Annotated in this window: 15 protein-coding genes; 8 read left to right on the top strand and 7 right to left on the bottom strand. The window is 46.5% G+C overall.

Annotated elements, in window-relative coordinates; genetic code table 11:
* Window positions 1-42: 42 nt before the first annotated feature.
* Complete coding sequence (locus QUB10_RS06970) at window positions 43-249, bottom strand: hypothetical protein (protein WP_333200743.1); 207 nt, start codon at window positions 247-249, stop codon at window positions 43-45.
* Between the two features lie 43 nt (window positions 250-292).
* Window positions 293-1,291 carry a UDP-glucose 4-epimerase GalE gene (galE, locus tag QUB10_RS06965; RefSeq protein ID WP_333200938.1) on the bottom strand — a complete coding sequence of 333 codons (999 nt, stop codon included), beginning with the start codon at window positions 1,289-1,291 and terminating at the stop codon, window positions 293-295.
* Between the two features lie 625 nt (window positions 1,292-1,916).
* Here galE and gloB point away from each other — a divergent pair.
* Window positions 1,917-2,690: a hydroxyacylglutathione hydrolase gene (gene gloB / locus QUB10_RS06960; protein WP_333200742.1), complete on the top strand. Its 774-nt coding sequence runs from the start codon at window positions 1,917-1,919 to the stop codon at window positions 2,688-2,690.
* Between the two features lie 96 nt (window positions 2,691-2,786).
* On the opposite strand, the gene QUB10_RS06955 is transcribed toward gloB, so the two are convergent.
* A complete protein-coding gene (locus QUB10_RS06955; RefSeq protein WP_333200740.1) occupies window positions 2,787-3,626 on the bottom strand; it encodes a glycosyltransferase in 840 nt (279 codons plus the stop codon).
* A gap of 619 nt (window positions 3,627-4,245) precedes the next feature.
* On the opposite strand from QUB10_RS06955, the gene QUB10_RS06950 reads away from it, so the two are divergent.
* From QUB10_RS06950 to dnaB, 3 genes are all read left to right on the top strand, one after another.
* Window positions 4,246-9,342 carry a PAS domain-containing protein gene (locus tag QUB10_RS06950; RefSeq protein WP_333200738.1) on the top strand — a complete coding sequence of 1,699 codons (5,097 nt, stop codon included), beginning with the start codon at window positions 4,246-4,248 and terminating at the stop codon, window positions 9,340-9,342.
* A gap of 269 nt (window positions 9,343-9,611) precedes the next feature.
* On the top strand, window positions 9,612-10,070 hold the full coding sequence (gene rplI / locus QUB10_RS06945; protein ID WP_333175112.1) for a 50S ribosomal protein L9: 459 nt from the start codon (window positions 9,612-9,614) through the stop codon (window positions 10,068-10,070).
* Between the two features lie 499 nt (window positions 10,071-10,569).
* On the top strand, window positions 10,570-11,895 hold the full coding sequence (dnaB, locus tag QUB10_RS06940) for a replicative DNA helicase (protein ID WP_333200736.1): 1,326 nt from the start codon (window positions 10,570-10,572) through the stop codon (window positions 11,893-11,895).
* 91 nt (window positions 11,896-11,986) lie between these two features.
* Here the strand turns inward: dnaB and QUB10_RS06935 are convergent, their stop codons facing one another.
* Complete coding sequence (locus QUB10_RS06935) at window positions 11,987-12,574, bottom strand: FKBP-type peptidyl-prolyl cis-trans isomerase (RefSeq protein WP_333200735.1); 588 nt, start codon at window positions 12,572-12,574, stop codon at window positions 11,987-11,989.
* 278 nt (window positions 12,575-12,852) lie between these two features.
* Window positions 12,853-13,179, bottom strand: a complete 327-nt coding sequence (locus QUB10_RS06930) for a phasin family protein (protein WP_242723321.1) — start codon at window positions 13,177-13,179, stop codon at window positions 12,853-12,855.
* Window positions 13,180-13,394: 215 nt separating this feature from the next.
* Here QUB10_RS06930 and QUB10_RS06925 point away from each other — a divergent pair, with 215 nt between their 5' ends.
* The 4 genes from QUB10_RS06925 (at window position 13,395) to QUB10_RS06910 (ending at window position 16,232) form a co-directional block, all read left to right on the top strand.
* Window positions 13,395-13,751 (top strand): zinc ribbon domain-containing protein, encoded by a 357-nt coding sequence (locus QUB10_RS06925; RefSeq protein ID WP_333200733.1) that lies wholly within the window; start codon window positions 13,395-13,397, stop codon window positions 13,749-13,751.
* A 72-nt stretch (window positions 13,752-13,823) separates the two neighbouring features.
* Window positions 13,824-14,789: a BadF/BadG/BcrA/BcrD ATPase family protein gene (locus QUB10_RS06920; RefSeq protein WP_333200731.1), complete on the top strand. Its 966-nt coding sequence runs from the start codon at window positions 13,824-13,826 to the stop codon at window positions 14,787-14,789.
* Between the two features lie 281 nt (window positions 14,790-15,070).
* Window positions 15,071-15,727, top strand: a complete 657-nt coding sequence (locus QUB10_RS06915) for a hypothetical protein (RefSeq protein WP_333200729.1) — start codon at window positions 15,071-15,073, stop codon at window positions 15,725-15,727.
* 103 nt (window positions 15,728-15,830) lie between these two features.
* Complete coding sequence (locus tag QUB10_RS06910) at window positions 15,831-16,232, top strand: MgtC/SapB family protein (protein WP_333164719.1); 402 nt, start codon at window positions 15,831-15,833, stop codon at window positions 16,230-16,232.
* Between the two features lie 1,175 nt (window positions 16,233-17,407).
* Here the strand turns inward: QUB10_RS06910 and QUB10_RS06905 are convergent.
* Both QUB10_RS06905 and QUB10_RS06900 read right to left on the bottom strand, forming a co-directional pair.
* Window positions 17,408-17,620: a hypothetical protein gene (locus QUB10_RS06905; RefSeq protein WP_333109614.1), complete on the bottom strand. Its 213-nt coding sequence runs from the start codon at window positions 17,618-17,620 to the stop codon at window positions 17,408-17,410.
* A 50-nt stretch (window positions 17,621-17,670) separates the two neighbouring features.
* The gene (locus QUB10_RS06900) at window positions 17,671-17,901 is read right to left on the bottom strand and encodes a hypothetical protein (RefSeq protein WP_333200728.1); all 231 of its coding nucleotides are present in this window, start codon (window positions 17,899-17,901) and stop codon (window positions 17,671-17,673) included.
* Between the last annotated feature and the right edge of the window lie 381 nt (window positions 17,902-18,282).

Here is an 18,282-nt window from a genome sequence, read left to right as displayed (position 1 = left end):
GCATAATTCTAAGGCTTTTTTTAGTGCAAATCGTTTATCATTCTAACAATAATCTACACCTTCGCGACTTTTTTTAAAGGCGAAAACATTCGTCAAATCCTGAAAGTCATTTGGGTTGTCAGTACAAACAACTAGCATCGTCCCTAGAGAATGAGTTTCTAAGTCTGCTGCTAGTTGTTTGGCTAATTCGCGATACTTTTTCCCAAAAGCTAAGGTGCAAAAACAAAAATCTTTGTGAGTGTTTAACATTATTTAAGACTCTATTTTTGCACTTTTTTTATTTGAGTTTATGCTAACTGTGACGCTTTTGATGCCAGTGCCAAGCATGGGATATAATATTCTTGATGTCTGGATATTCTGGAGACCAGCCCAAGGTTTCGATCGCCTTTTTGCTGCTGCCAACCAAAGCAGGCGGGTCGCCCGGACGCCGTTCACGCTCAACAGCTTTAATCTCTTTTCCCGTCACTTGGCGAGCCGCTTCTATCACCTCTTTCACCGAAAACCCGCCGCCGTTGCCCAAATTAAAGAAATCAGATTTGCCACCATTTAGCAAATATTCTAATCCCAAAATGTGAGCAGATGCCAAATCGTTAACGTGAATGTAATCCCGAATGCAAGTACCGTCAGGAGTCTCGTAATCCGTGCCAAAAATCGCGATCGAATCTCGTTTACCCAAAGCCGCGAACAACACCAGCGGGATGAGGTGAGTTTCAGGATTGTGATCCTCTCCTAACAACCCGTTAGGGTCAGCCCCAGCCGCGTTAAAATAGCGGAAACAAACAGACTTGAAATTATACGCAGCGTCAAAATCCGACAAAATCCTTTCTACCATTAACTTAGTAGCACCGTAGGGATTGATCGGATTTTGCGGGTGGTCTTCTGTGAGCGGAATTTTCTGCGGTACACCGTAAGTCGCGCAAGTAGAAGAAAACACAAATTTCTTCACGTCAGCAGCGATCATTGCTTCCAAAAGCGTAATAGTGCCGATGACATTGTTGCGATAATATTTAGCTGGGTCGGTAACAGATTCGCCCACGTAAGCGTAAGCAGAAAAGTGCATTACAGCATCAATCTTGTGCGTAGCAAACAAGTTGTCTAGAAGAGTGCGATCGTTCGTGTCGCCAACTACTAACTCCACCTGCAAAGCCCGATCTACTAAATCTCTGTGACCGTAAACTAAATTATCCAAAATCACCACACCATAACCGGCGTTTTTCAGCGCTAATACCGCATGAGAGCCAATATATCCAGCTCCGCCCGTCACCAAAATAGTTTGTTTTTCTGCACTCATTTTCTTCTGCCTGTTTTTGTAGCTGGGATTGCCAAAAGCCTTGTTAATTTGAGACTTCCACATCTGACGCTTTCACGCTCGGCGTGACCCGGAGGATTCAAGCGAAATATATAGGCTTTGCTGTGCGGGACACGATCGCACTCCTAAAAAACGCTTTTTACACTCCAGATAGATGCTGACTGTGCAAGTCTTTCTGTTCACTCGATAAACTTGAGGCGACCAATTTGGATATAATCAAATATCCGATTAATCTGATGTCGATCCTCTTCTGAAATTTTATCATCTGACAGGATAGCCGAAGTCAAAACTAAGTGTTCCCTGCGAGTGATCTTTCCAGACGCTACAATCCGATCGACTTTTTGAGAAATTGTTAAGTTCGATTTGTTGTGAGCTGTTCGCATTTATTCGATCGCTTTTATGCAAAAATAGTTAAAGTGGATTGCCGTTCTTGACCAAAAAATAATGCGTACCCGACCGCAAATCAATTTGCTCAACAGCAGAAATAACCTATCAGAGTTTTACTTCCCAAGATAGATATGCGGACTTAATAAATCTGCAATCCGCCTTGGGATAGCGTTCAGACTAACTTAATTATATAATATTTTTCCGAGAGAGGCACTTTTATATGCAGGTTTATCGGCTTCCGGTACTGTCCGACAATTACATTTTCTTGCTGCACGACCCCGATCGCCACACAGCAGCCGTCGTCGATCCAGCACGATCGCAGCCAGTATTAGAGCAACTGCAAGCACTCGGAGCCGAATTAACCGCAATTTTCATTACCCACCACCACAGCGACCACATAGGCGGCAATCAGGAACTGATCGATCGCTTTCCCCAAATTAAAGTTTACGGTGGCGCAGAAGACCGAGGCAGAATACCCGGACAGCAAGTGTTTTTACAAGCGGGCGATCGAGTTTCTTTCGCCAACAGAACCGCCGAAATCTTCTTCCTACCCGGCCACACAAAAGCTCACATCGCCTACTATTTCCCCCCCAGCAACCCCAGCGAAATCGGCGAGTTGTTCTGCGGCGACACCTTATTTGCTGGAGGCTGCGGCAGGCTCAAAGAAGGCACTCCCGCCCAAATGTTAGCCTCTCTGGGACAACTGCGAAACTTGCCCGATAGTACCAGAGTCTGGTGCGCCCACGAATACACGCTGAACAACCTGCAATTTGCCTTGAGTGTGGATGGCGACAATCCCGATTTACAGCAGCGCTTCGCCGAAGTCAAGGAAGCCCGCAGTCGATCGCAACCTACAATACCATCATCGATCGGTCTCGAAAAAAGCACAAACCCATTTTTGCGCTGGGATTTTCCCAACATCCAATCAGCCGCCAACACCTCCGATCCAGTGCAAACCTTCGCTCGATTGCGCGGCATGAAAGACCACTTTTGACCGAAAGCATCCAGGATACAAGCCCCCGGATTCATCTCGCGCAAGTCAATGCTTCAATTCTTTAATCTAAAATCTCAAATCTAAAATCGATTGACCTTAACGTTTTTGTTGTTTCAGGTAACTCTTAAACTTGAGTATCGGTTCGCTCAACCACCTGTCAAGTCTTTGGTATTTTACGTGAAAGCTCGACAGCCCCTTAAACTTATTTGGGATTTTTTCTAGTTCGTCCTTAAACGGTGTCTGAAACAACATAGCGAGCCATAATTGATTGGGGGCGGAGCTTTCCCACGGTTTCGGTCTTGATATAAAGTGCATCACTTTACTTGACATATCATCAGTCTTGTAGTTGTTCCATATTTGGTCTAATTGCTTCCACCTTCCCACTAAAACTGAATTTAATGCACCTTGATCGCGATCGCCCCAAACGTGGGTTCTAGCGTTTTGGAGCAACTTTTCCGACAGTTGCTCTTCCTCCCAAAGCTTCATGTTGTAAACTAAAACACCACTATTGAAATAAGGGTTTAGATCTAGATAATTGTTGGGATTTCCCCAGACGTTGGGTGCGGCTGCTATCGGCAGAGTTGGAAAATCTAGGTTCCACAGCGGCTTTAAGCTGCCCAGAACGATCGTATCGCTGTCGAGCCAAATCAGCCTTTCTGTTTCTTTGGTATATTTTCGCGGCTCCAATTTAACGTAAGGAAGTTTAGAACCTGATACCGAAAGAAGTTGGTCGTAATTAGATTGCAATTCTTGCCATTCAATCTGGTATTTGCAACAATTCTGTAACTGTTCCTTTTGCGGTGAATATATCCTGCTAGATACAACGGTAATTTTGACCTGCTCCTTCCCAGATTGGCTAACATTCAGATCTACAGACTTGAGAAGTGCTGCTAACCCCAGAATATAGGTGCGATCGGCTGCTGTGAATATGTGCATAGGATTAAGTTTGTGAGATGAATGGCAAACGTGACACAAACGTTGGGACTGGAGGAAGTAGGCGACCCTGTATTGAGGTAAATGCGATCGCCCATTTACCGTTGAGACGAATAAAATCTTGCCTAAATTGCCGGTTAGATTTACACAAAGAAACGGGGTTTCTAAGTAGGTAGGCGCGAATAAAGTTTATAATGTAACAGAATGTAAGGCGGGCGTAACAAAAGCGATTGCTTCGTTTCACTCGCTGCGAGAGAGGGGTTATGTATTTTCAAGCTTCATCTACTTATTTAGTTGTGTGCAAGTGCCATCTGTTCGCGCCCGAAAACGAGCAACAGGCATTGGTAATATGCAGCAATGCGAAAAATAATGAGACGGACTAACCTGGCATTTGAAACAGCCAAAAAATTCCCCGTCGCCTGTGCTGAATCCCGCAAATGGTTCAGACGTGGGACTCTACGATAAAATAAATTGTCTAGAGAGCGATATTACCGCAGAACGATCGACATCTATCTTAGGTTTGAAGTGTCATCCTGCTCAAGTCAAAAGTTCCTCTGGTTATTTCCCTATTATTAATCGCGCTTTGCTTTGCCCAAAGTAAAATGAGCGTTGTTAGAAACCGATGCAAAACCCACGCAATACTGAACCCCAAGCAAAAATCGACCCCTCTGTTTCAACGGATTCTAACAAAGCGTTCTACCCAGCCCCGCCTTTGCCCACAGATGTAGGGATGATTCTGCAATTGGCAGATGGTAGCATTCAGGGCTGCAATTCTCACGCCCAGGAGCTGTTGGGGATGACAGCAGAACAGATGCTCTTATGCACTTCAATCAACAGTCGGTGGCAGACTCTGCGTGAAGATGGCTCGGATTTTCCCGGCGAGACGCATCCGGCGATGGTGGCGCTGCAAACCGGGCAACCATGTTTAAATGTCATCATGGGCTTTGATCGCCCACAGGGAGAATTGATTTGGTTGACGCTCAATTCTCAACCTTTATTTCAGGGAGATCGATCGACTCCCTATGCCGTAGTAACAACCTTCACTCCTATCGCTCAACAAAAGCCCGAACCAGTCTGTAACGCGCCCGCGCCCCAACTGTCAGACACCCTCGAAAGTATTTCGGACGGGTTCTTTGCTTTGGATCGAGACTGGCGATTTACCTACCTCAATTCGCAAGCGGCGCGGTGGCTGAATCGATCCTCGAAAGATTTGATTGGCAACAGCATTTGGGAAGAGTTTCCCGAATCAGTGGGCAGTTTGTTTGAGCAGGAATATCGCCACGCCGCCACCTTCCAAGTTACAGTTAGTTTTGAATCTTTTTATCCGCCGCTCAATGCTTGGTATGCGGTACGAGCCTATCCGATCCCATCGGGGCTTGCCGTTTATTTTCAAGATGTGACTCAGCAGAAAGCGGATCGGGCTGTTTTTATTCAACAAGCGCAAACGGCACACCAACAACTAGCAGAAATCGAGGCGATTTATGCTAGTGCGCCGATCGGACTTTGCTTCCTCGATACTGAGTTGCGGTTTGTCCGCCTCAACGATTGGCTAGCAGAAATTAACCGAGTTCCAGCCGCCGCCCACATCGGCAAAACATTGCGCGAAATCTTGCCAGAAATGGCAGATGATTTAGAGCCACTTTACCGACAAGTTATTCAAACTAAAGTTCCACTTCAACAGCTCGAACTTCGCAGGACGAACTCAGCACAGCCGGGAGTCGAACAGGATTGGCTGTTGAGTGTCTATCCACTGAGGGCCGAGGACGATCGCGTGCTGGGAGTGAATGTGACGGTGCATGAAATTACCGAACGCAAAGCTACCAAAAAAGAAATTCAACGGCTCAACCAGGAACTAGAGCGACAAATTAATGAACTCGAATCGATACTTGATGCTGTACCCGTTGGCATTACGATCGCCGACGACCCACAGTGTCAAGTAATTCGCGCTAATAGGTTTGCCCAGTCGATGTTGAAAGTGTCGCCCGATACCAATGTTTCTGGAACCGGAGAGCAAGCCGCAGTCCTTCCCTTTAGACGATTCCGCAACGGACTAGAAATTCCGGGAGAACAACTCCCCATGCAACTGGCTGTGGCTTCCGGCGTCCAAGTGCGAGATATGGAAATTCAAATGGTGCGCGAGGACGGGGTGGCCTTTGATTGGTTGGTGAATGCGGTGCCGTTATTTGACGAACAAGGCGCAGTTCGTGGCTGTGTGGCGGCGTTTATGGATATTACCGAGCGCAAACAAGCTCTTGCTGCTTTGCACCGCTCTGAGGAACGCTATCGCACTTTGTTTGAGTGCCTAGACGAAGGCTTTTGCGTCATCGAAATGCTGTTTGACAAAAACGAAAAGCCGATCGATTACCGCTTTTTAGAAGTCAATCCGGCCTTCTTGAAACAAACCGGACTCGAACAAGCTGTGGGTAAAACGGCGCGCCAGATGCTTCCGGATCTCGAAGATTATTGGTTTGAGATCTACGGCAAAGTCGCGCTGACGGGGGAGTCCTTGCGCTTCGAGCACGGCTCGGAAGTCATGAACCGCTGGTTCGAGGTTTTGGCGTTCCGCACTCCTGAGCCGCAGAGCCGAAAAGTCGCCATACTTTTCAAAGAAATCAGCGATCGCAAACAATCGGAGAATCTCCTGCGGCAACAGGAAGAGCAACTGCGACTGTTCGTAAAACATTCGCCTGCGGGGGTGGCGATGTTTGACCGCCAGATGCGGTATATGCTGGTGAGCGACCGCTGGCTGGCAAGTTACGGGCTCGGCACTCAAAACATTGTGGGCCGATCGCACTACGACATCTTTCCCAATTTGCCCGATCGTTTGAAACAAATCCACCAGCGCTGTCTGGCGGGAGAAGTCGAAATCTGCCCTGAAGATCGGTTTCCCCGCCCTGATGGCTCGATCGACTGGGTGCGCTGGGAAATTCACCCTTGGCGAACCAACACTAATGAGATTGGCGGCATCATGATTTTTTGCGAAATCATCACCGAGCGCAAAAACGCTGAACTCGCGGTGCAAGCGGCCAACCAACAAGTCAGCAATATTATAGAAAGTATTACCGATGCCTTTATGGCGATCGATTCACAATGGCGCTATACCTACGTTAATGCCACAGCAGAAAAACTGCTTTCTCGATCAAGAGCCGACTTGTTAGGTCGATCGATCTGGGAGGTATTCCCCGCCGAGAAAGAATCCAATTCGAGGGCATATCAAGAATTTCATCGAGTCGTTAACGAGCAAGTTTCTGTCAAATTTGAAGAGTTTTCGCCGTCGCTCCAGATGTATATAGAAGTGAGCGCCTATCCTGCGGCAGAAGGACTTACGGTTTATTGGAGCGATATTAGCGATCGCAAACGCACTGAAGAAGAACTGCGGCAAAAAAATGCGATTTTGAACGTAATTAACGAGTCAGCACCCACACCAATTTTTGTCAAAAATCGAGAAGGACAGATTATTTATGCAAATCCAGCCACGCTGGAAATAATGGGCAAATCTGCTTCTGAAGTAATTGGGGGTCGCGATATCGATTTATACCCAGTAGTAGAACTTGCAGTCACAGTCACGGAAAACGATCGGCGCATTATGGAATCCGGCCAAACAGAAGTCCTCGAAGAATCTCACGATGGCATTCGGACATTTCTGGTAATGAAAGCTCCCTACCGCAATCAGGCGGGAGAAGTCATCGGCCTGATTGGCATCTCCAGCGACATCACAAATCGCAAACGAGCAGAAGTCGCCCTGCAAGAACAAACTAAGTTACTGCAAGTAATTATTGACAGCATTGGTGATGGTTTGATTTTGGCCAACCAACAAGGCGAGTTTGTGTTGTTTAACCGAGCCGCCGTAGGAATATTCGGTCAGCTATCGAATGAAAAATCTTGTGAGGAATGGTCGAGCACTTACGGACTATTTTTGGCAGACCAAAAAACCCTTTTCCCCGCCGCTGAACTACCTCTAGCCAGAGCAATCAAAGGTGAATATGTCAATGATGTAGAGGTATTTGTCCGCCGCGAAGATGCTGAAGGTCGCTGGATCAGTATCAGCGGTTATCCGGTAGTTGATACTAGCAACCAAATCAAAGGCGGAGTGATTGTCTGTCGGGATATCACAGAACGCAAACAAGCTTTATCAGCGCTGCAAGAAAGCGAAGAACGATTCCGCACTATGGCTAACAACGCTCCTTTTATGGTATGGGTAACAGACTCCACAGGCTATTGCACTTTCTTGAGCGAAACCTGGTATGAATTCACAGGTCAAACTGAGGAAACAGGTTTAGGATTGGGTTGGATAAACGCCTTGCATCCAGAAGACCGAGAACAGGTCAAGAACGCATTTTTGACCGCCAACGAACGCCAGGAACGGTACAGCGTGGAATATCGCGTCGGGCGCAAGGATGGCGGATATTCTTGGGCGATAGATGCGGCTGCTCCCCGATTTTCCGAAAGCGGACAATTTGAGGGTTATATCGGCTCTGTAATCGACATTACAGAGCGCAAACAAGTGGAAACCGAGCGTGATATGGTTCTTAAATTAGAACAAACTGCCCGCACGGAAGCCGAGCGAGCTAACCGCATTAAAGACGAGTTTCTGGCGGTGCTTTCTCACGAGTTGCGATCGCCCCTGAATCCGATTTTAGGCTGGTCGCAACTGCTCGTCGGCGGCAAGCTGAAGCCGACTCAAACTGCCAAGGCTTTTGAGACGATCGAGCGCAACGCCCGACTGCAATCTCAATTAATCGAAGACTTGCTTGACGTGTCTCGGATTCTGCAAGGAAAACTCAGATTGAATGTGGCTCCGATGAATCTGGCAACCATTATCCCGTCTGCTTTGGAAACCGTGCAATTAGCCGCCGAAGCTAAAAAAATTCAAATCCAAACAATCTTAAATCCCGATGTCGGGCAAGTTCTCGGCGATACAAGTCGCTTGCAACAAATTGTGTGGAATTTGTTATCAAATGCAGTGAAATTCACGCCCGAAGGCGGTAGAGTAGAAGTTAGATTAGGGCAAATCGAACACCAAGCTCAAATTCAAGTCACGGACACAGGTAAAGGTATTGTTCCCGATTTCTTGCCTTATGTTTTTGACCATTTCCGACAAGAAGATGGCGCTACAACGCGCAAATTTGGAGGCTTGGGACTGGGATTGGCGATCGTTCGCCAACTGATCGAACTTCACGGCGGAACGGTGTTTGCAGAAAGCGCAGGAGTTGGTCAAGGAGCGACGTTTACGGTGAGATTACCGCTATTAAATGATGATTCTAGAAGGCAGGAGGAGGAAGCCGTTAATGGGGCTGCTAGTCCCGATCTCTCATCCTTGCCACTAGCTGGATTGAGAATTTTGGTGGTAGATGATGAACTCGACTCGCGAGATTTTGTCGCTTTCGTGCTTGAGGAAGCGGGTGCAGAGGTGATTTCCCTGTCATCTGCTGCTGAGGCGCTAGAGTCGATCGAACAAACTGCACCGGATTTGCTCGTCAGCGACATCGGAATGCCCCAGATGGACGGATATATGTTGATCCATCGCATCCGCACTCAGCTTGCGCCTGAGTATCGGCAGTTGTTGGCGATCGCCTTAACGGCCTATGCTGGAGAAGCCAACGAGCGCCAAATTTTGCAAGCCGGATTTGACAAACACTTAGCCAAGCCGATCAATTCGACCCAGTTAGTTGCTACTGTAGCGCGATCGATCGCCCAGCGCCTTGAAAATAAAGCCTGAGTGCTCTGTAAGACATTGCACTGTAGTTGATTTTGCTCATTACAGCACCCCCGTTTTGCGTAATTTCAAACTGAATTTGCCCGTTAAAAATATTATCCCTGTTTCTTCCCTCGAACCTCGAATCTCGAACCTCGAATCTCAACATCCATCCGTTACATCCGTTAAATCCGTTACATCCGCTACATAATCCGTTGCCGAACTCCCTTGCGATCGCCCCTCAAACTTCGCTATTATAAAAAGTTGCAGTTAAAACCCCACAACCCACGATCATGGCCAAGCGCGTTCAATTAGTTTTAAATAAAGATGTCAGCAAACTCGGCAAAGCTGGCGACGTAGTAGAAGTAGCCCCAGGCTACGCCCGCAACTACCTAGTACCCCAAGGAATGGGATTTAGAGCCACTCCGGGCATTCTCAAGCAAGCAGAGCGCCGCCGTGAAGAAGAAAGACTGCGCCAGCTAGAACTCAAGCAGCAAGCTGAAGTCCGCAAAACCGCCCTCGAATCGGCTGGGCCTTTCATCATCTCCAAGCAAGTTGGCGAAGCAGACGCGATTTTTGGTACTGTCACCAACCAAGAAGTAGCAGAACTGATTTTCAACTCTACCAGTCAAGAAGTCGATCGGCGCGGCATCACTCTGCCCGAAATTCGCCAAACTGGTACATACAAAGCTGAAATCAAACTACACGCAGAAGTTACTGCCGAAGTTGATATTCAAGTGGTTCCGATGTAATTAAGAGTCATGAGTCATCAGTCATTAGTCATTAGTTGTTAGTCATTAGTCATTAGTTGTTAGTCATTAGTCATTAGTTATTAGTCATTAGCTAAGAACTGAGTACCGCTAACTAATATTATGTCCGGTCGATTACCCCTAATACGGTAGGGGCGGGTTCACGAAAAATATCTGCCAATAATTGACAATCTCAAAAACCCGCCCTTTTAATCGCTCGATCGGAGATGATATAAGAAGTGAGTAACGCTAACTAATGACTGAGGACTGCTAACTTGCAGATTTAAAACTGACGACTAATCACTGGCAACTAATAACTATAGGATTTACGCAAAAAATGGTTTAAGCCGCTATAGGTAGGAATAAGGTGCGCCCATAAGCAGCCTAAAGATAGAGCTGGTGCGTAAGTCCTAAACTAATGACTAATAACTAATGACTAATAACTAATGACTAATAACTAATGACTAATGACTAACAACTAATGACTGAGGACTATTGACTAATGAGCGATTTGATGCCGACAAATATAGAGGCAGAAGAAGCAATTTTGGGCGGTATTTTAATTGACCCCGAAGCTATTTCCCGAATTGCCGAACTGCTGCGACCGGAGTTTTTTGCCATCACCGCTCATCAAGTCATTTATCGATCGGCATTAGGGCTATTTTTACAGGGTCAACCTACCGATTTAATGACGGTAACAACTTCGCTAACCGACCGCAACCAGTTAGAGCAAGTAGGAGGACTAACTAAATTAGCACAATTAGTCGATCGCACAGTTTCCGCAGTCAACATCGACCAATATGCAGTTTTAGTTGAAGACAAATATCAGCGCCGCAAATTAATCGAAGCTGGCAACAACATAGTACAACTAGGTTACGAGACGGCAACACCACTAGAAACAGTCTTAGACCGCGCCGAACAAGAAATTTTCAGCATAACTCAAGAACGCCCGCAACAGGATTTAGTGTCGATCGGCGAAACACTAAACCAAACATTTCAAGACCTAGAAAATCGCAATGAAGGCCTGACACTTCCCGGTATTCCCTGCGGTTTTTATGACTTAGATGCTATGACAGGAGGCTTTCAGCGATCGGATTTAATCATCGTTGCAGCCAGGCCGGCGATGGGCAAAACCGCTTTTTGTACCAACATCGCCCACCACATCGCAGCCGGACAGCAAAAATTGCCGGTTGCCGTTTTCAGCTTAGAAATGTCGAAAGAACAGCTAGTGCAGCGCATCCTGTCGAGTGAAGCCAAAATAGAAAGTAACAGGTTGCGATCGGGTAGAATCAGTCAAAACGAATGGGAACCAATTAGTACAGCCATTGGCAATTTATCAGAACTACCGCTGTTTATTGACGATACTCCCAATATTACCGTCACAGAAATACGATCGAAAGTCCGCCGCCTCCAAGCAGAACAAGGGGGAACCCTAGGATTAGTCTTGCTAGATTACCTGCAATTAATGGAAGGTACCAGCGACAACCGCGTGCAAGAACTATCTCGAATTACCAGAAGTCTTAAAGGTTTAGCCCGCGAACTCAACGTGCCGATTATTGCCTTATCTCAGTTGAGTCGGGGTGTGGAAGCGAGGACAAACAAGCGACCGATGATGTCTGATTTGAGAGAAAGTGGATCGATCGAGCAAGACGCAGATTTAGTAATTATGCTCTACCGCGATGAATATTACAACCCTGATTCGCCCGATCGCGGAATTGCAGAAGTAATCATTACCAAACACAGAAACGGCCCCACAGGAATCATCAAACTCTTATTTGACGCCCAATATACCTGCTTTCGCAATCTGGCATCTCCGAAGCGATCGTAAATCAACCAGAACATACACAAAAACCCGGTTTCTTAAAAAAACCGGGTTTCTAAACACCGTAAAAGTTTTACGTTGAATTATATTGAGCTACCTAGCCAGCGATTTTCAACAATTCCACATCAAAAATCAGCGTAGCATTAGGAGGAATCACCCCGCCCGCACCGCGAGCACCGTAACCGAGATCAGGGGGAATAATCAACTTGCGGCGGTCTCCAACTTTCATCGTACCGACGCCTTCATCCCAACCCTTAATTACTTGACCCACGCCAATTTTGAACTGAAAAGGAGAATTGCGATCGCGCGAACTGTCAAACTTCGTGCCATCCTCCAAAGTTCCAGTGTAGTGCACCACAACCGTCTGGCCGGTTTTTGGAGTCGCCCCATCACCCTCTTTCAATTCAACATATTTCAGACCTGAATCTGTGGTGACAGTTTTCTCAGTATTATCAGTCATGTTATTGCCAGCGATAGTAGCTGGTACCTCCGGTAAAGTAGCATCAGCTACTAGCAAGTTATTTTCATTCAAAGACTGCGCTGACAATTTCTCAATAGCAGTCTCTGGTAAAAGATTGTTCAATTCGGCTGCAACTGCTTGGGACCCAGAACCGCCCATTTGAGCGACTATCAAAAACACAAAGCAAACCAGCATTACTCCCAAGCTGACTAGAACTCCTCGCAAAATTAACCCTCCTAATACTTTTAACCACGATATCTCAGATATCTAAGACATCTAGTACAACAAGAACTACCAAATGTTATCTGAACTTTTCCACCAAAAAACGGCAGGTACCAGATAATTTTAAAGGCAAAAGTATGAAGTCAAAATGTTTGTAATTCTACATAAATGGCTTCTACATAAGTGCCTTTTTTAGCCTTCTGCCTTCGGGTGACAATCTTATCACAAGATAGCAGCGAACTTCTCGCGGGCGTTAGCGAAGCCCTCGAAGAGGATCGAACTCAGCGCCAGTTACGGTTTTCTAAATCGCGCATCTGACGTTCCAAACGATCGAGCCTTCCCCGCAACTCATCCATTTCCGACTGTCGGGGAACTCCCATATCTTGCAGCATATTCCGTAGTTGCCGCTGCAACTGCGTATCCCAATTGCCCTGTTCAGACTTCAGGTGTTCGGTCATGTCATCGACAAAGGTTTTGGCTTGCTCAGGATTGATTTTGCCATCTTTGACCCATTGCTCGCTCACTTCCTGCAATTTCTCTGCCACCAGGGAAGTAGTACCAATGCCCAGCATTACCAGTTGTTTGAGTAAGTTGCTATTGTTATCCATAGATTTTTCCTAATGTTTGCCCTTTCATACCCGATCGGCTCAGGTCGCCTGCTGTCGCTGCGAAACCATCTGTAAACTTAAAGTTACATCAGCGCACAACTACCTTTCTATTTTGGAGTATCCAGCCGCCTGATGGCGAGGCGATCGCGCTAATCGGCGTTCGGAAAACCCGCTAATGAGCCTACCCACCACATTACCCCATAACCCTGCTGTCTATGCCTGATTGCCCCCGCTGTCACCAACCTGTAGAGGCCCAAGCCCTCGCCTGTCCACACTGCAAAATCCCCCTCAAAGCTTTCGGTCATCCGGGTATCCCTCTTTATAGATCAAAACCCGAAGAATTTCTGTGCACTACCTGTATTTATCACGCAGATGACACTTGCAACTACCCGCAACGTCCCTTTGCCAAAGAATGCACGCTTTATCACAATCAAGCTGAGCCACTTGTGCCACAGACGATTCCTTACAGCAGCGGCGACGGGCTGCAATCGATCAAAAATTGGTGTCAGCGCCATCTGGTTTGGTTAGCATTATTAGGTTTAATTATTATTAGCATTGCTCTGTCGATTTAATCGGATTGTACAAAGCGTAGAATAGAGATATCTCTGTTAATCTGGGTTGCTCTATTATTCTCTAAATTATTCATGAGCTACGTATTCGGCATCGACGGCGGCGGCACTAAAACTATCTGCCTTTTAATGGATGACAACCACCTTGTTTTAGGACGGGGTGAAGCAGGGCCGTCAAATTATCAAACCCTGGGAATTGAGACAGCAAAACAATCCATCCAATTGGCGATCGAACGAGCAGTTCTGTCCGCTCAGGTCGAGGCTGTAGGCAATCTCAACATAGAAGCAATTGGTCTGGGACTAGCAGGCGTCGGGCGTCCAAAAGATCGTGAAATAGTGCAATTTGTAGTGCAGAACTTGCAGTTGACGAATACTTTACCAGTAACCAGATCATTCCTACCCAGGAATATAGTAATTTCCAGCGACTGCGCGATCGCACTTGCTGGCGGTACAGGCCATCCAGTGGGTATCGCCGTTATTTCAGGAACCGGTTCGATTGTTTTCGGGCAAAACCGTCACGGAAAAACTAAACGAGTCGGCGGTTGGGGATACATTTTAGGCGATGAAGGCAGCGGATATAACATCGCCCTTGAGGGTTTGCAAGCTGCTTTGAAGTTCTATGACGGACGCGAAGATTTTACCGTGCTTGCGGAAAAATTTCAAACGCATTTAGGCCTCAATAACCTAGAAGAATTGGTAGAAGTCGTTTACGGGCGCGGTTGGGGAGTCAAAGAAATTGCAGCCTTAGCGCCGATTGTCGAGGGAGCAGCAGCAGAGGGCGATCGCGTCGCTGACTGCATTATCAATAATGCTGTGGCAGAATTAACCTATTCAACAAAAATAGCCATTTCAGCGCTATTTAACCAAACAGAAGAATTTGAAATTGTGATCGTAGGAGGTGTGTGGGGCGGAGAGGCAAATTGCCGAGGTCGGTTTGAAGCCGCCATAAGTGCGATCGCCCCAAAAGCTAAGGTAATCTCGCCCCGATACGAACCAGCTTTCGGTGCTGGATTGTTAGCTTTAAACGCTCTCAACAATTAACCTGGTGATCCGAGCCATCATGCTGGGATTTCACCTTAACTAATTAGATGCTAAGGGGGACGATGAACCGAAATCTCTCCTTTATCCTCCTTATCTTCCCAATCTTGCCCAGTTTCTCGCTCTTTCCAAATTTTAAAATTTTCGATTATCGACCTTATCTTCCCAACTGGTAGAATTCCAGCCTGCCATAATCAAAACATCAGATGAATGCGAAACAAGAAACAAATTTAGCAGTAGTGCGTTCCTAAGTAAACCAAAACCGAAGCAAGGAGACAATTTATATGATTACTTCTCAAAAATGGCGTTCAGCAACAGCAGCAATCCTCGCACTGGGCATTACAGTTGGAACCAGCGCGCCGCTGGTGGTAGCTACTCCCGCAGAAGCCCAACAACGAATTTCACAATTTGATAGCATCCGAATTCCGTCGGGCAGTGTAATTCCAGTTAGCTATGAAAAAGACAAAATAGTTGTCACCCGCGAAGAAACTGCACCTTTAACTTTAACAGTAGCGCAAGACATCCGCACACCTCAAGGCAGAGTATTAATCCCCAGAGGCAGCCAGATAGTCGGGACACTGCAACCTGTCAGAAGAGGCAATCAAATGGGTACTCAATTTGTTGCCAGAGAGTTAGTTATCAGCCGCCGCCAACGCTATCGGATTGACGGAAATTCAGGAATTATTACCAGAACCGAAAGAGTCCAAAAAGGTGCTGGCACAGGTTCACTAGCGCAAGGTGCAGCCTTGGGTGCAGCAGCAGCAGCAGCACTAGCAGGCATTACCGGCGACAAAGCCATCGCCACTGAAGAAGTATTGGGAGGCGCTGGGATCGGCGCTATAGCTGGAGTATTGTTGGGGCGGCGCAGCGTTGACGTACTCGTGATTCGCCCGGAACAAGATTTGGCAGTGAGATTGCGATCGGACATCGTACTCCGCTAATATTGGAATCTTCCGATTAATTATTTGCAGTAAAACATTGTCGATCGCTAACTTGTGGTCTCCCGATAATTGGCTAGGCATACTATTAAGGTTGTGCCTAGCCATGTTTGTTGGCGGAATTATTGGATGGGAGCGCCAACTCAGAAACAAACCAGCGGGATTGAGAACTCATATGCTAGTTAGTATGGGTTCTGCACTGTTTGTTTTAATGCCGCTGGCAATGGGGAAAAATGAAAACGGAGGAGATGCTGTAGCGCGGGTAATTCAAGGCATTGCTGCCGGGATTGGGTTTTTGGGAGGCGGAGAAATCCTGCGGCAAAATCACCAGGAAAGAGGTAAAGTTGAAGTTCACGGACTCACATCTGCCGCCGCTATTTGGGTGTCAGCAGCTTTAGGAACTGCTGCCGGATGCGGGTTGTGGCAACTAGCATTAATTGGCGCTTTAATGTCGCTGTTTGTTCTGAGAGTTATTAAAGAGTTAGAGCGTCGGAGTCGTAGGAAATAGTCTCAGTGATGAGATAAAAGCTGGTATTATAACCCTTATTACTTTTGTAGTAACGGCGGAAGCAGGAGCGAGCTTTATGAGGGTTAAAGTCCTCACTACTAACTAATTTTATTGCGGTCGATGGAGGGGAAATAATATTAGCTGTTTCATGCCAACTCCAGTTAATCATTGATCATAAGCTGTCGCGCATTTAAATTATATATTCGGGGCGGGCTAGAAGCCCAACCCCTACTCCCCACAAGAGTTTGATTGTTTTTTGACATATAATTTAAATGCCGCAACAGCTTAAATTGTTTGCCATCATCCCAGCCATACCTGTCAAGATGGTGAAAAAGGGGCCTTACACAATTTGAGGATGATTATTGTGGGCATTGGTGTCAACAAACACGTTAAACCTCATTCCGGCAGGGGTTTCAACAAGAGCCTCAAAGCCAAAGTCCTCGCTATGAGGACTAATGAGTTCTTCAGTCCTCTTTGAGAGGACTTTCGCTATGAGACAGGGAATTCATTCCCTGGCCGACTTCCGGGTGAGCGGGAGGACTGGCGGACTAAAAGGGAGCATCTCAATGAAAGCAGCAAAGCTCGAAATTGGAATTAGGAGTCAGGAGTCAGGAGCCAGGAGAAAAGAGTCAGAAGGAAGAAGAAAGAAGTGTTTTTGCAAATATGAGATGCTCCCGACTAAAAACTTAAGTTGACACTAATATATTGTGGGGTGTTCCGCCTGGTGTGAAAATACACGCCTTCGGGCTACGAGAGCCCATTCCACAAAAAAACAATCCAAATCACCCCGCAATTATGCAACGCCTAAAAAGTGGCTCAAACGCTTGAAATCTCTGCGTGGGGCGATCGATAAATCTTCTCCATTTGATAGAGAATTAACACTACATAACTTTTCAAGCATAATGCTCAACTGTTACGAAGCAAACACTTCGACTACACCTTGACAGGTCTAGTCATCCAAGCCTGACCTTTGACGAGTGAAGTCCTCACTATCAACTTAAATATTCATTTTAATATTTATTTCAATTTTATTGAATTGGCTCAACACCCATTGAACCCAAATACCAATATTTTTAAAATTAATTAGTAGATAACTGATCCAAATAATTATAGCTTTCCAGCCTTTATGGAGGATAACAATTAATAGTTGTCTTGCCAGATAGGTGAATAAAAAATTAATTACTATCCGCGAAATCTTGCCTTTTTATCAATTCCAAAGACTCTTGCGTCACGCGACCCGCCATCGCAGCTAACTGCAAGCTCATAAAAGCATTCAAATCTTCCAAATCACACTTGGCTGAGGAAAAAATTTTCTGCATTTCATTTTCCGCTTCCAAACTCAGATATCCAGCGGCAATAGCTTGTTTTACAACTTCACGAACCTGCACTGTAGAAATGTCCCTTACTAAATTTTAACGAATCAAAAGCCAACTAATTACTAACAAGAAGTTTCGGAAGGCGTCTCGCCAAAGATTTCAAACTTTTTTAGCTCGCGAGACTCTTGTTTCACTCCTCCGGACATAGCTGCTAGTTGCAAAGCCATAAAAGCATTTAAGTCTTCCAAGTCATACTGGGTGGTAGTTAACATCCGCCGCAGTTGATTTTCGGCTTCAAGGGTTAGATAGCCCAGAGCCAGAGCTTGCTGGGCGAGGTCGCGAATTAGTACCATAACACTTCGGGATTTTATTGGTTCAAGCCTCAGTATCAACTGTTTTCACAGAATCAGCAGTGACGGCTATTGCTCAATAGGTGTGACATTGTGACGGGCCACTCGTGACAGCCGGAGTCGCAGAGTGTGACTAAGTATTTGCACGGTTGTGACGGCGATCACGCGGGGGATACCAGAGGAGGAGTCGGAGAGTGGGGAGTCGGAGAGTGTCCGGGTGTCTGGGTGGGGAAGTCGGAGAGTGTCCGAGTGGAGGAGTCGGAGAGTGGGAGCATTTTTCTTCTTCCCTCGGACTAATGACTAAGGGTGAGAATTAAATAAAATCCACTTTTCATGACTGTTGTGGGATGGGCGTCCCGCCCGCCCAGAAAGGACGGGCGGGAC

The sequence above is a fragment of the Microcoleus sp. B5-D4 genome, assembly GCF_036705145.1.
Taxonomy (GTDB): Bacteria; Cyanobacteriota; Cyanobacteriia; order Cyanobacteriales; family Microcoleaceae; genus Microcoleus.
Note: the sequence above shows the minus strand (reverse complement) of the source record. Positions and strands in the feature narration are given on the sequence as shown.

What these genes read in the sequence shown, in the direction of transcription:
- QUB10_RS06970 (WP_333200743.1), bottom strand. Translation starts at nt 249, where the DNA reads ATGTTAAACACTCACAAAGATTTTTGTTTTTGCACCTTAGCTTTTGGG.
- galE (WP_333200938.1), bottom strand. Translation starts at nt 1,291, where the DNA reads ATGAGTGCAGAAAAACAAACTATTTTGGTGACGGGCGGAGCTGGATAT.
- gloB (WP_333200742.1), top strand. Translation starts at nt 1,917, where the DNA reads ATGCAGGTTTATCGGCTTCCGGTACTGTCCGACAATTACATTTTCTTG.
- QUB10_RS06955 (WP_333200740.1), bottom strand. Translation starts at nt 3,626, where the DNA reads ATGCACATATTCACAGCAGCCGATCGCACCTATATTCTGGGGTTAGCA.
- QUB10_RS06950 (WP_333200738.1), top strand. Translation starts at nt 4,246, where the DNA reads ATGCAAAACCCACGCAATACTGAACCCCAAGCAAAAATCGACCCCTCT.
- rplI (WP_333175112.1), top strand. Translation starts at nt 9,612, where the DNA reads ATGGCCAAGCGCGTTCAATTAGTTTTAAATAAAGATGTCAGCAAACTC.
- dnaB (WP_333200736.1), top strand. Translation starts at nt 10,570, where the DNA reads ATGAGCGATTTGATGCCGACAAATATAGAGGCAGAAGAAGCAATTTTG.
- QUB10_RS06930 (WP_242723321.1), bottom strand. Translation starts at nt 13,179, where the DNA reads ATGGATAACAATAGCAACTTACTCAAACAACTGGTAATGCTGGGCATT.
- QUB10_RS06925 (WP_333200733.1), top strand. Translation starts at nt 13,395, where the DNA reads ATGCCTGATTGCCCCCGCTGTCACCAACCTGTAGAGGCCCAAGCCCTC.
- QUB10_RS06920 (WP_333200731.1), top strand. Translation starts at nt 13,824, where the DNA reads ATGAGCTACGTATTCGGCATCGACGGCGGCGGCACTAAAACTATCTGC.
- QUB10_RS06915 (WP_333200729.1), top strand. Translation starts at nt 15,071, where the DNA reads ATGATTACTTCTCAAAAATGGCGTTCAGCAACAGCAGCAATCCTCGCA.
- QUB10_RS06910 (WP_333164719.1), top strand. Translation starts at nt 15,831, where the DNA reads ATGTTTGTTGGCGGAATTATTGGATGGGAGCGCCAACTCAGAAACAAA.
- QUB10_RS06900 (WP_333200728.1), bottom strand. Translation starts at nt 17,901, where the DNA reads ATGGTACTAATTCGCGACCTCGCCCAGCAAGCTCTGGCTCTGGGCTAT.